This window comes from Thioflexithrix psekupsensis, assembly GCF_002149925.1.
Taxonomy (GTDB): Bacteria; Pseudomonadota; Gammaproteobacteria; order Beggiatoales; family Beggiatoaceae; genus Thioflexithrix; species Thioflexithrix psekupsensis.
Window position 1 is genome coordinate 36,143 of record NZ_MSLT01000018.1, and the last position, 13,805, is coordinate 49,947.

At 41.8% G+C, this 13,805-nt stretch carries 11 protein-coding genes; 7 read left to right on the top strand and 4 right to left on the bottom strand.

Translation table 11 applies throughout. The features are described 5' to 3' along the window. Window positions 1–293: 293 nt before the first annotated feature. The 4 genes from TPSD3_RS10565 to TPSD3_RS17280 form a co-directional block, all read right to left on the bottom strand. Window positions 294–866 carry a TlpA family protein disulfide reductase gene (locus TPSD3_RS10565; RefSeq protein ID WP_086488514.1) on the bottom strand — a complete coding sequence of 191 codons (573 nt, stop codon included), beginning with the start codon at window positions 864–866 and terminating at the stop codon, window positions 294–296. Beyond that, entirely contained in the window at window positions 863–3,163 is a 2,301-nt protein-coding gene (dsbD, locus tag TPSD3_RS10570) for a protein-disulfide reductase DsbD (RefSeq protein WP_086488515.1), read from the bottom strand. The genes TPSD3_RS10565 and dsbD overlap by 4 nt, the downstream gene beginning before the upstream one ends. Window positions 3,164–3,315: 152 nt before the next feature. Then, window positions 3,316–4,446 carry a molecular chaperone DnaJ gene (gene dnaJ, locus TPSD3_RS10575; RefSeq protein WP_086488516.1) on the bottom strand — a complete coding sequence of 377 codons (1,131 nt, stop codon included), beginning with the start codon at window positions 4,444–4,446 and terminating at the stop codon, window positions 3,316–3,318. 173 nt (window positions 4,447–4,619) lie between these two features. Further along, on the bottom strand, window positions 4,620–4,832 hold the full coding sequence (locus TPSD3_RS17280) for a class I SAM-dependent methyltransferase (protein WP_140048537.1): 213 nt from the start codon (window positions 4,830–4,832) through the stop codon (window positions 4,620–4,622). A 626-nt stretch (window positions 4,833–5,458) separates the two neighbouring features. Here TPSD3_RS17280 and TPSD3_RS10580 point away from each other — a divergent pair. The 7 genes from TPSD3_RS10580 to TPSD3_RS10610 all read left to right on the top strand — a co-directional run bounded on the left by TPSD3_RS10580 (window position 5,459) and on the right by TPSD3_RS10610 (window position 13,797). Next, window positions 5,459–5,788, top strand: a complete 330-nt coding sequence (locus TPSD3_RS10580) for a hypothetical protein (RefSeq protein ID WP_086488517.1) — start codon at window positions 5,459–5,461, stop codon at window positions 5,786–5,788. A gap of 163 nt (window positions 5,789–5,951) precedes the next feature. Further along, a complete protein-coding gene (locus TPSD3_RS10585) occupies window positions 5,952–6,674 on the top strand; it encodes a CRISPR-associated endoribonuclease Cas6 (RefSeq protein ID WP_086488518.1) in 723 nt (240 codons plus the stop codon). Next, window positions 6,671–9,490 carry a hypothetical protein gene (locus tag TPSD3_RS10590; protein WP_086488519.1) on the top strand — a complete coding sequence of 940 codons (2,820 nt, stop codon included), beginning with the start codon at window positions 6,671–6,673 and terminating at the stop codon, window positions 9,488–9,490. Before TPSD3_RS10585 ends, TPSD3_RS10590 begins: the two co-directional genes overlap by 4 nt. 39 nt (window positions 9,491–9,529) lie before the next feature. Then, on the top strand, window positions 9,530–10,570 hold the full coding sequence (locus TPSD3_RS10595) for a hypothetical protein (protein ID WP_086488520.1): 1,041 nt from the start codon (window positions 9,530–9,532) through the stop codon (window positions 10,568–10,570). A gap of 9 nt (window positions 10,571–10,579) precedes the next feature. Further along, complete coding sequence (locus TPSD3_RS10600) at window positions 10,580–11,242, top strand: hypothetical protein (protein ID WP_086488521.1); 663 nt, start codon at window positions 10,580–10,582, stop codon at window positions 11,240–11,242. Window positions 11,243–11,308: 66 nt separating this feature from the next. Beyond that, window positions 11,309–13,219 (top strand): DEAD/DEAH box helicase, encoded by a 1,911-nt coding sequence (locus TPSD3_RS10605; RefSeq protein ID WP_086488522.1) that lies wholly within the window; start codon window positions 11,309–11,311, stop codon window positions 13,217–13,219. A 17-nt stretch (window positions 13,220–13,236) separates the two neighbouring features. Further along, complete coding sequence (locus TPSD3_RS10610; protein WP_086488523.1) at window positions 13,237–13,797, top strand: Dna2/Cas4 domain-containing protein; 561 nt, start codon at window positions 13,237–13,239, stop codon at window positions 13,795–13,797. The last annotated feature ends 8 nt before the right edge of the window (window positions 13,798–13,805 follow it).

The following is a 13,805-nucleotide window of genomic DNA, read 5'->3' on the forward strand; positions in this document are numbered from 1 at the left end:
CCCTAATCACGACCTTTGGAAACTCCTGTGGCGGTTTGCGTGCAGCCTTGGGTTTGCCGACACCGGGCGCGAGCCAACAGCTTAGCTTAATTCACGTACAATGGTAAGCTATTCTGGCACAATTTGACGGACTTTCTGCCAGTTTATCAAAAACCGCCTTCCACGTGTACAAAAGGGATAACATCCATCCAAATGATGTTACCCCTCACAATGGCACAGAAATAACCTATTCATATTCCTATCTTTTCTATCTGCCCATTCAAACGGATACCACAAAATCTAATCTAACAATTTCACAAAGAAGACAATAAAGGCAATAAATAATGATCAAAATCCTGCGCCGTAAATTCACCGGGATGCCGCAATAAAATATTACCCTGGTGACTAATGACCACCGTAAAAGGCAAAGTATCAAGACGATTCCCATACTCCCGCGCCAAACCAAGACCCGCTTCACCCGCCACCAAAACCGGATAATTAATTTCAAACTGCTTCACAAAATCCGAAACCTTCGCTTCTTGATCAATGGCAATGCCCACAAATTGCAACCCTTTTTCCCCATACTGCGCTTGCCATTCGACAAAAGCGGGAATTTCCTTGACGCAAGGCGAACACCACGTTGCCCAAAAATTCAAGACCAACAACTGCCCTTCCCACTCACTTAATTCGCGCATATTCTGAGTCAAATCAGGCAATGTAAACGGCACCGCAGGCGTAATGGTCTTCACAATCTCCGTTGATAAACGGTCAGAAGAGGGCTTGGAATCTGGACGGGGAGCAGCTCTGTCAGAGACATAAGTCAACCAAAAATAACCCAGCACCACGCCCAACAACACCAAACCCGCTTTCCAAAACATCTGTATCATGGTTGTTTTAATTCCGTAATATGTTGATAAAACTTATCTGCCGTCATAAAACCCACCACCCGATAACCCCGTTGTTCTTCGCCACGGGCATCAAAAAACAAAATCGCCGGAGGGCCAAACAAACCAAAACGTTGATATAAAGCCTTATCCGCCGCATCATTGGCAGTGACATCGGTTTGTAAACGGACAAAATCTGCCAGTGCGGCTTGTACTCGTGAATCAGTAAACGTGAAATGTTCCATTTCCTTACAAGAGACACACCAATCTGCATAGAAGTCTAACATGACTGGCCGTCCTTGCGCATTGGCTAAAGCGGAGTCTAACCCATCATTTCCCTTAATCATTTGAAAAGTGAGCGCATTCCCCGTACCAACCGACGAATTGCTAGACACAGAAGCCGTGAATACACTCAACGGCTGCCACACAGAACGACTGCCCGCCGCAACCCCTATCAATAACATGGCACCATACAGCAACAAAATAATTCCCAAACCTTTCCACATCTTACGCCATGTAGCACCAGCGTCTACAGGTTCTAAAGCCCCCATAAACACCGCCGAAACAATCAGCAAAACAGCCCATAACAACGACTCCACCGTAGGAGAAAGCAACCAACTGCTCAACCAAATCGCCACCGCTAACAACAACACCCCAAACACCGCTTTCACCTGATTCATCCACAAACCCGCTTTAGGCAACAAACGCCCAGCCGAAGTGCCAATGAGCAACAAAGGCGCACCCATCCCCAAGCCCATACTAAACAAAGCAAAGCCACCCAATACCGCATCTTGCGTTTGCCCAATGTAAATCAATGCCCCCGCCAACGGTGCTGCCACACAAGGGCCAACAATCAACGCCGACAAAATCCCCATAATCGCCACACCCGCCAACGTGCCTCCTTGCTGACTGTTACTCCACTGACTCAAACGAGTTTGCCAACTGTTGGGCAATTGCAGATCGTAAAAACCAAACATAGACAAAGCCAACGCCACAAAAACCAAAGCAAACGCCACAGTAACAACAGGAGTTTGCAATGCCGTCTGTAAACTTTCTCCCAATATTCCCGCAAACACCCCCGCCAATGCGTAAGTCAACGCCATCGCCAACACATAAACCAATGACATCGTAAATGCCGAGCGAGTCGTAAGATTGTCTTGCCCCGCAATAATGCTAGACAAAATTGGAATCATAGGAAATACGCAAGGAGTAAAAGCCAGCAATAAGCCAAAACCAAAAAACATCAACAAAACGTACCACATACTACCGTCTTTCAATAAATCAGCAATCTGATCTTGTTCAGTGCGTTTTTCTGAGGGGGAGACGACGGGGGAAGTTTCTACAGGAGAAACAACAGGAGAAGGTGTAGAACTAAAAACCGCGGGTAAAGTCAATGTCTCTTCAAGATCAATCGGCGGATAACACAAACCCGCCTCAGCACAACCTTGATACTGCACCGTTAAATGAACTTGTTGTGTTTCATCAGAGGGTTGCAGCGGCAATTCTATTTCTAAAATCGCCTCATCATAAACCGCAACCCGTCCAAATAAAGGATCATCCTTCGTTTTTGCCGGCGGATATTGAACCGCACCCAATTGACCGGGAGTCACCGTAAATTTAAATTTATCCTGATACAAATAATAACCGGGTGCAATTTGCCACTGTACAATGATGCGATCCCGATACGGAGCGAGTGTGGAAAAAGCAAAAGCTTGCTCAGGGGGCAAAAAATCATCATCCGCTTGATGAAGTAACGGTGCGGTTTCAGTTTGCTGTCTTAATGCGACTTTAAGCGAACTGAAATCATCACTTTTAGCCGGTGCAACAGAAGAAGGATCAGAGGAAATGTCAGCCACCGCGGGCAAAACCGCAGTGACTGTGCGTTGAAAACTGGGATAACAGGGATCGGGTTCAGGGGGACATCCTTGTGCAGTGACAAGCAGCGTGATGGCATTTTCTGTGGACGGCTGCAAGCGAACCGGAACAGTCAACTGCACAAGATCACGATAGATTTCAATGTCTCCCAATCCTCCCGCAGTCCACGTACCGGTGGCTGGAGGCAATGACCATGCGCCCAAATCGACCCCATCGGTTTTTGCGCTCACCGTGATTTTATCCCGAATGAGCCAATAACCATCGGCTATTTTCCACGTCAATTGCAGCGTTTGTGCATCTACGGCTTGTGCCTGCAATTCAAAGGCTTCAGTGTGTGACAAAAGACGGGCTACACTGTGCGAACTGACTCCGCTCAATAACAAGCCTAAAAACAAAATAAACCCATGCGAAAACCTAATATTCATTGCAGACTTACCCTCATCTCAATCAGAATTCTTTAATCTTAAAATTTTCCAGAATTATAGCAAATTTTCGTCTGAATGCGGAAACATGGTAATTTAATAATTCTGTAATGATAAATTGAATTCTGATTCAGACGATCTGCAATCATTTCTGCTTATTTGGCTAGATTTTCAAAAAACTTTTTCACATCATCTAACCAAGAACTTTCACGGGGTCGATTTTGGTTATTGCCTTCATTTAGGCTGGCTTCAAAGGCTTGGAGTAATTCCTTTTGTCGTGTGGTGAGATTCACGGGTGTTTCCACCACCACCTGACACAACAAATCACCCGGTGGGCCACCGCGCACGGGTTTAACACCCTTAGCGCGCACGCGGAAAATTTTCCCTGTTTGTGTTTCAGGAGGAATTTTCAACATCACGCTGCCTTCTAAGGTCGGTACTTCCAAATCGCCGCCGAGCGCGGCTGTCGTGATACTAATAGGCACTTCACAGGCTAAATTATTCTCTTCGCGGACAAAAATAGGATGAGGTTTAACATTAATCTGCACATACAAATCACCGGGTGGCCCACCTTGGACTCCGGCTTCGCCTTCGTTGGATAAACGAATACGGTCGCCTGTGTCAACGCCGGGCGGAACTTTAACAGATAAGGTTTTGTGTTCTTGTACTCGTCCTGTACCGTGACAATTGGAGCAAGGCGAGGGGGTAATTTTCCCCTGACCGTGGCAGGAAGGGCAGGTTTGTTGTACAGAAAAAAAGCCTTGTGTCATGCGAATTTGTCCAGCTCCTCCACAACGGGGACAGGTTTTGACACTGGTGCCGGGTTTTGCGCCCGTGCCATCGCATACAGAGCAAGTGACTTGTGTAGGAATACGAATTTTAACTTCTGTTCCTGCCACTGCTTCTTCCAAGCTCAAACTCAAATCGTAGCGCAAATCTGCTCCGCGATAAGCGCGTCGTCCACCGTTAGTGCGAGCGGCTCCGCCGCCGAAAAGTGTTTCAAAAACCTCGCTAAAATCAAATCCTTGTCCGCCACCGAAGCCGCCGCCGCCCATACTGGGATTAATGCCTTCGTGGCCGAATTGGTCGTAAGCTGCCCGTTTTTGCGGATCGCTCAATACTTCGTTGGCTTCGTTGATTTCTTTAAAACGTTCTTCAGCTTCTTTACTGTTAGGATTGCGGTCAGGATGATATTTCATAGCCATTTTACGATAGGCTTTTTTTAATTCATCTTCACTGGCATTTCTCGCAACGCCCAATACTTCGTAATAATCTCGTTTCGACATAGTCATTAACTTATAAGGTTTGGATGGGTTAATTGGGTTATTCTAAATGGGAATTTTTTAAAATTATTTAATATTCGGTCTCTATATTAAATTCAACACGGCTTTGCAAAACAATTTCTTCAATCACATTGATGTGTTATTTTTTGCAGTAAATCACTTGTGGATTCATTTGTTTATAACAATCGATCATTTTTTATTTCCATCTTCTTTTTCACAGCCAGCAATTCTTCTTCCAAATGTTCTTTTATTTCAAGCGCACGGCGTAAACCAATTTTTAAATATTCATCTTGTGTTTCTATACTAATACTTTTTCTACCTAGAGATTTAGCGACAGCCGCTGTGGTAAACATTCCTGTAAGATGTCCTTGTTTTTCGTATTTTTCCATGTTCTGCGATAATTTTGGGAATTGCCAAATTTTATAACGTCCTCCACTTTAACACGCCACAGCCCCTACAGCCAATTGTTTTTATTCTATAACCAGTAATGCTTAATTTAAACCCTTACAGAGTACTTCAAGCATAAAATCAGTGGAATGCTGCCCATTAATGTGCGTTTTAATGAACACAAAAAACGTATTTTTTACAGACTGCACTAAGTATTTTGGCATCGTTATGGGGTGTTTTTTATGTTTATTTTTCTGAATTGGGATTGACGGGATTGGAATTTCTTGGAATTAAGACTGACTGAGATTGCGAAGGGATAAAAAAAGAGAACTTCGGTGGGGGGACACCCTCTCAATTGATTGAGAGGGTGCAAAACAAGCCCAAACGGGAAATTGAAACGTGTAGTAAATGATAACTAACATCTTTCTACTCCTTCGTCGATCCTCTGTAAAACAGAAAAACCAACAGCGGACATCTGACTGGCTGATTATAGTTGCGTTGAGTTTTTTTCGCAAGCCTGAACCTTTACTAATAAATAATAACTAACATAACTTGACTAGGTGGGGGAGGCGGACTAAACTACTACCTATTACATCTTTCGATTAAACAACGCTGTGGAGGTTACTGTATGAGATTTGTTACACATCATTTACACATCGAAGTAGACGATTATCCAGATTGTGATGGTGATTTCACTGAATATTACGTTTTTCAATTAAACAACGCTGTGAAGGTTACTATGAGACTTGTTACACATCATTTACACATGCAAGTAGGCGATTATCCAGATTGTGATGCTGATTTCAGAGAAGATAGATATGAAAGAATACTGGAAGAAATTAGCCTTCGGTTATCTGGGAAACACTTGTCTGAGTCCAAACAGGAGGAAATCGAGTTTCTTCTGAAGCAAGGCTGTGATCCAGAGACCATCATATCGCACTTTGAGAGTTACGACTAATACACTCTCCATCACAACTTATCCACTATAAATTTGCTTTAATAAAAATGGGTAAATTAATATACTCTTTTTTCCGTCTTTGCATTGCTTTTTTTTTGGTAAGGCATATAATACTTCGTACTCACTTTGAGTAGTTCAATTTAATCCATTTGAGGAAAATACTGTGACTGGCATTCGTTTGTATATCGATATTCCCCATGATTACCGTCATGCTGTCATTCAACATCGGGACAGTGTGGCGAATGTATTAACTCGCGCTCTACGGCGACATGGCTGGCAACCGACTAAAAATCAACCCGCTCGCTGGGGATTCGGGGTCATTACTAAACCCGTTAATAAAACCGATAATCCCAAACAACGTTTATATAAATTGCAACGGGTTATTGTGGGCAGTAGTGATCCTGAAATTGCCGCCGCTTTGGCGCAAATTAATGCCGATGATTTAATGGAAGATACACAAGCTCCCGGTGCGGGTTTAGATTTTAGTGTGGCGGAGATTTATTCTGCGCCCGATTGGGTGGAAACAGAAGCGGTTAATTTTTATTGCGTTTCACCGATTCGCGTTTCTGATCCTGAACATAAAATTGACACTTATTTACAAACGGATGATCGGTTTAATCTGTTATTAAATCGGACAATGCAAACTCGTTTTCAACGGCCGTTTCATTTGAAATTTACGCCCGATAATTTATACACTCGACTACACGATGGCGACATTACTGGACACATGGCCATCAAAATGAAAAAAGGACAACCCGTTATTTTACAAGGTATTATTGTGCCTTTTCTTTTAACGGGGCCTGCTGAAGATTTACGTGATGTATGGTTTTCGGGATTGGGACGCAGCAGTGCCAGAGGCTTTGGGTGTGTGGAGTTGGCGCAATGAACACTTTAAATTGGAAGTCTTATCTTGGCAAGGATGGTTTATTTATAAAAGCATTTAAACCTTTACGTGAACAGTTAAATCGACAAGCCAATGAACTGGGTATTGAAAACTTAAATTGGTTGATTAAATCGGGTAAAGGTGGAGATGTTCCTTACCTTTATTACCATGATATTTCACTTTATCGTCACTGCATGGATGTGGCTACGGTGGCGTTTATGTTGTTTGTTCACGCATGGCAAAACAACAAAGCACCTCATCCCGAACAATCTAATCAATTTGTTGCGCCTGATGACGAAGCAACGGCTGAACAATTGGTGCGGACTCTTTTCGCCATCGCATTTATGCACGATGCAGATAAATATGTTGGTGCAGAATTGTCCAGTAGTCCAAATGAAAGACAATTGCAGCAATTACATGCGGATTTAGCCATAGAACAATGGGCAAATTTGAGTTTACCCCTCAGCTTAACGCTGGTGTCGATGGTCGAAACCACTCGTGGTAAAGGCACAGCGATAATGACGGGAGTTCGTCCCACTTTAAACCAATATTTTTTGGGAGAATTGGTGGGGTGGAGTGATGGGATTGTATCCGCAGGCAGTGAATTAGGGTACGCCGCTATTGTTGAAAGTTACAATAAACATTTAGCTGCGTTTAGTAAAAATTATGGCATTCCCATTACGTCGTTAAAACTGGTTTCATTTCAATATGACCCTGTTATTTTGGCTGAATTGCAAGATGTATTTATCAAGCATTTTTATGATCACAACTATTTTCCCTTAGTTTGCATTTTGGAAGGGAGAATTTTAAAGGTTAGTTTGCCTGAAAATTATCCATTATTGGATGTTTTTGATGAATTAAGAGATCGCTTATCTTTTCAGTTTCCCACTATGGATCGCATTCAAAATACGGGCGAAGTTGTTTTGAGTTATGTTAAAACACCTGCCCATTTAATAAAAGCGGTGGGGGATTTTAAACAAGCAAAAGCTAAAAGCTATACGGGTCTTTTATCTATAAAATCTGTAGATAAAGCGACTGTAAAAACATTGATTAATCGCTGGATTAATGAATATGATTTGGTAGCCGCCCAAGAATCTGAAGGGGCTTTTATTCAAACTATTTTGCCCAGTCAACAAGAGCATGAAATTGAACTTTATGCGTTAGTTATTTCGGCTGCTTTGCGCGGCATTGATCCTAAAACCAGTTTTTCAGAAAAACTGCTGAACCAAAGAACGCAACAATTATTGCAAAATTATCCTGAAATTGCAGTGAAATTGCAGGAAGAATTGGGAGGCATTGAACTGTCGGATTTGCAAAAAGACACGCAACAAGCGGTCTTGGCTATGTTGGCTTCGGAACTGATTGATGATCAAGACGATTTAGAAGCCATGATTGCCGTTTGTCAAGGCGATTTTCCCGTTGATGAAGCCACAGATGAGGGGATAAATACCATTATTACCCAATTAACTGCACAATGTGGTTTAGCTCAACCTGCTGATAATGAATGGCTTTATGCGACTGCTCCCAAAGCAGGAACTTGTGTGATTTGCAGCGCACCCGCTGACACGGAAATTAGTCAAAAACTGAAAACCAATATTAAAACTTCTGCTTTTTATAATGGTATTGGACACCGCAAAAGTATTTGGTCACAAGCGGGAATTAATTATTTGTGTCCTGCTTGCATTAAACAGCAGGAATTAACGCAACAACGTTATCCTAAATTAAGCGGAAAACCTTTGTTGGTTGCTACCCCCTTTCGTGGCTTAATTAGTGCCAATTTAGAAGAAGTGGGAGTAGAAAGTGTATTAAGTTCTTATGATGTTCATAAGAATTGGCAATATTTTCTACCTTGGAATATGGATTTAAATCATCGTTACCCGCTTAGTTTAGAAGAAGAACAAAGCGAATTTCAAGAGCAGGTAAAAGCCTTATATCGCTGGGCAAAATTCGCATTAATTACTGGAAATGCCACGCATTTATTTATTGCAGCACAGCGAGATTGTAAAGCCACTTTGTTGTTTGAACAAATGCCACCGTTGATTAATACATTGTTGTTAGATTTGGTGGTAAAAACAGAAGATATTGCTGCTTTACCTGCTGAGGTAAAAGCAAAATTACAACAACGCCAATTACTGGATAAATTAACACGACAATTGCCTTATGAGCAAAATACGTGGCGACGAAATCGGTTAATTGCTGTGGTTGAGCGGTTAAAATTATTTGTTGATTTGTTGGGATTTCATGAGGGTTTTCAGGCACTTTCCGCGATGACCGAATATGGTTGGTGGCCAGTGGCGTGGTTGGCGCAGCGAGAACCTGACAGTAGTCTCAAAAAGAAGTCGTTAAAATTTATGTTAGACATTGCACAGGAGCAATACCCTATGACAAATTCCACACTCACCACACTCGCCGAAAGCGCGGCGGCTATTCAACGTTATCCCGGTTGGGAGGCTTCCAATAGCGATAAACGTTTTTGTTTAACGCTGGCGTTAGAACAATATGAAATTGGTGTTAATCATCAATTGGATAAAGAAACGATTGTCGCTGCCATTGCAGGTGTATTGGCTGATACTTTATTACGACGGGAAATGCACACGGGCGGAAATAGCCAATTTCCTGCACGTTGTCAGGCATTTGGCGAGATTTTTTATGATTTTGTCACCCAGTTTTCTATGCAGAAAGTGATAGACCCACGTTTTCAACGTTTTTTGTTAGCCGCTTATGCGCATTTGTTTATGCAAACCAGTTTGGCACACAGCAAAGCCAATAAAGAAAAATATGCTAATTCTCAAGCAGAATTGATTTCAACTGAAAATTGAGATTAATGAGTGCTTTTTATTTTCTCAAAGGAGCTTTTAATGAAGACTTTACTTGAACAATTACCCAAAGAAATCGTATTTACATACGAATATGGTAAAGATGATTTTTCTATTCCTCGTTTACCCGAAGCACAATGTATTGTGATTCCTGTTGTTAGAGAGGTGATTGCGCCCATTTTAATTCGTAACAATGATACAGAAAGTATCACTGATATTTTGGCCGCTGGACAACGGCGAGTACGTATGATTGCCTCGAAAACGAAAGGGGTTGAGCGGCGACGCGCCGATCAAATTCTGCGAATTTTGGGGACAGGCGGAAAAATGGCCGCCAATAAGGGTTATATCCGCAAAGAACGTCAAGTGGGCGATGTATTTGATTTAAGCACTTATGTCTTTGGCTACTCGGCAAATGCCAATTTGGGAGGAGGGAAAGATACGATTTGTTCGGTGCATTCTGCTGTTTTGTACAGTGATGCCTTGTCGATTCAAGCGATTAGTGAATTGACCGATAACGTATTTCGACAAGGTGGGATTTCAGAAGAATTTGTCACTTTCGACGCAGAGGACAAAACCACTTCTCCTAAGATTTTTAAAACCCATGCTGTTTTACCGCCTGCACTTTTAGTGCAAACGTTGGTGATGACGGGAAATCGAATGACTTGTGAGGCGTTGAATCACTTATTGCTGTCGATTGGTCTTTCAGGGGCTTATGGCGGTGCAACGGCGACAACAGGCACGAATCTAAAAACGCATTTGTGCGGGATTTATTGGGGAAAATTGGAACGCCCCGTTAATGCACCAGAGGAGATTTTGAAAGCCATTGGTCAACCCACGACACCTCATGAAGCCGTTGAAAAGATTGAACAATTGATGCGCGATCCAGAGCAGGGTTATCCGTTTAGTGCGGCTACTGAACAGTTGTCTTCTGCTGCTTATTTGCAGAATTATGTCAAGGAATTGATACATCAATTTGAAACTGATCAGCCTGAGTTAAAAGCTGCCTATCAGAAAGCGGAAGCGCAAATGCGTGAGTTATTTAACGCATGGTTTACAAAACCCGATAAAGCAAAGAAAAAGTGAGGCTAACCCATGAACTTGTCAGAGAGTAGCGTCATTGGTTTAACGGCAAGAGTGCTTACTCCGTTTTATTATCATGGTTTGTATGTGAGCGATGGCAGTGCCACTTATGCTGGGGTTATTACGGATACGGCGTTGATGTTTGCGTTGGCGGCGGCTTTTAGTTCACGTTATCGCGTTTTGCGTACTAAGGGAGATACTCGCTATCGACAAGACATTGCCAGTTTGCCTTGGCGGGCTTCTTTGCTGATGGGAACGCATACACAAGCTCTCGCGCCTGTGCGCCATACCACAGATATTACACGAGAAGGAGGATACACAGAGCGTTTTCGACGTAGCACTGGATCGGGTAATTATAAAACGACTTTTTTAGTGCATGAAATTGCCGCAGGCTCTGAATATGAAGGTATTATAGTGGGTATTGATCCATTTAAAGCCATTCCTTTTTCAAGCGCAAAAAAATTAGTTATTAGAGTGGGTGCTGGACGTTTAGGATTATTGGAATTAACGCCTAATCCTACACTCAAACAGGTGCGTTTAAATGTGGCAACGGCTCGCTTATTTGGTTCTGATGAAAAACAGTTATCAGAAGATTATCGTGTGTTAGATACGATTCGAGTGAGTCATTCGTTAAGTCTGGATCAAGCTAAGTCAATTTTATTGAATTGGCATTGAGTTAAATTTTATTTTAATATCAGGGATAATTTTTAAGAAATTATCCCTTTTTTTGAGGAGAAAAAGATGTTTAGAATTAAGGCGCATGGTGTTAAGCATTCGGAAAAATCTTTGTCTTATGCGCAGACAGAATTATTAAATTCTACTATGCCAATTCGGGTATGTGGTGCGCCGACGGGATCGGGTAAAACTTATGCTTTTTTTGAGGCAGTGAAACAAGGGCAATTGGTGTTTTTTGTTGTGCCAACTCAAGCCTTAGCCAGAGATATTAAAAACACGGCCATTTCTGTATTGGGTAATGAGAATCAAGTGAAAATTTGGGATTATGAGCAAACCAAATTTGCTTTAGAACAAGGGGAAAAACCTTGGTTATTACGAGAAGAAGAATTAAAAACGCTAAAGCGACAGGGTGGCATGATTGTGGCGACTTTAGAGTCTTTGGCTAAATTGATTCTCGGTAAAGACCCAAAATTTCAATATTCTCATTTGGATATTAAGACGTTATTGTGGTTTTGTGATCATTTGGTTTTTGATGAAGCTCATACTTTAAATGAACGGGCTTTTGGTTTGATTTATTTGATGATGGTTTTAGTGACACATTTGCATCGTGAAAATCTACAAGGTCATTTTCTTAAATTAAGTTTATTGTCAGCAACGCATAGTAATTTATTTAGCGAATTGTTAGACAGTCAAGATTTACCTCAAGAATCTTTTATTCAATTTGATGAACAAGTGATTGAAGAAGGATTTGATCGGGCTTTGCATGGTGATGTGATAGTGCATTATTGTAAAACTCCTATTTTGGAAACGATACATGATTATGCTCCTGAATTAATCCGTCAATTATCTCCTGAAACGGCTTTGTTATTGGTTTATGATTCTATGGCACAATTTGCTCGTGATGAGTCTAATTTAGCGCATTTTTTTAAAACACAGGGCATTAGAGCTGATGAAGTTATTTTAATTAATGGACAAGATAAACAGTCTTCACATTCTTTTGGTGGAACTGGGTTTGAAGCAGGGTTATTTCCTGCGGCAAAGCATCGCGTTATTATTGGAACTTCGGCGGTGGAAATGGGGGTTAATTTTAAGGTGAATTGTGCCATTATTGAATCGGGTTTTGATGCAGCAGGTTTATTGCAGCGAATCGGGCGAGTTGCTCGCGGAGAAAAGGAGGGAGTGGTTTATGTTTGTCTTTCAAGTGTGGCGAAAATTGGGGATACACTTCGACATGTAAAGAAATTAGAGCCTCTGGCAAATTCGCAAGAAAGTTATACTATTGAGCAAGTAAGACAGAAGATGGCGGATAAAAAAGGGCATCTCAAGGTGTTTGATTTGAAAAAAGCAAAGTATTTGGGTGGGGCTTTTTGGTCGGTTTTATCACGGGGAGAGGGACGTTATTTGATGAAGGATGCGGTTTTACCTGCGTTTGATTCGTTGATTGCACATAAGACAGATGGAAAAGAAAAACTTCCAGCTCCTTGCGATTTTTTGAATTATTTGCACCAATTGGGGCAGAAAAATGATTGGAATGGACGATCTTATTTTGAGGCTTGGCTTGCTGCGGTGGATAAGGCTTTGTGCGATGTCAGGGGATTTACACCCACTTTGAAAGTCAGCTTTAACGGTAAATTATTTGAATATAATGCGGATTGGGTTTTGTCTCGTTTGGAATCTGCTGATTTGGTTGATGAAGATGGTCGGCATATTTATACAGGAAATCGATCTGATTATCTGCGGGAAAAGGCTGAGAAGATTAATTTTTCTGTGCTAAATCCTTTTGGCTCATCTTTTACAATCAGTGAGACACATTTTTCAAATGTGTTAAATCCATATTTGTCAAAATTGGAAAAATTGGAAGCCAAATACGGTAAAAATCCTGTTTTTAAATCAGCCATTCTGTTTATTCGATTAACGGGCTTGGTGGTGCGCGATGAACAAATGGATTCTTTGGAAAAATCAGGTGGAATTATTTAATTTTTTAGTAGGTTATTATGCTTCTCCTTCAAGTCAGTGAATTACTAGCCGAAGCGGAGGCGTTGAATGTACACGGTTTGATGTTTCAGCATATTGCATTGTGTGAGACGCGGGCGTGGTTGCATTATTATCGCATTGATTGCGCTCATTTGAATCGACATATTCAGGCCGGTATTTTGTTGCATGAAACCGCTTATGAGGGAGAAGCCAGTCAGCCATTTTGGGGGTTTGGTATTCATCCCGATTGTCTCGATAACGATAAGCGTGAAGTCAGTGAGGTGAAAAAAAGTAAGTCTCATGAGTCTGCCAGTATCGCTCAATTGCGTTTTTATTTGGCTGTGCTTGTCCATACGACGCAACAGGAATGGTCTGGAGTTTTGCGTTATCCCAAGTCCCGACGCATTAAACGGATCGTGTTTGATGTCGATGCACAAACGGCTTTTATTCAGGATTTTGAACGCATTAAGCAGGTGATCGCTTGTTTTTCTCCTCCCGCTAAAATCGAGCAGCCATTGTGTCAAAACTGTTCTTATCGCATCGTATGTTGGCAGAAAAGTACGGAAGATTGGGATTATTAATTTCACGG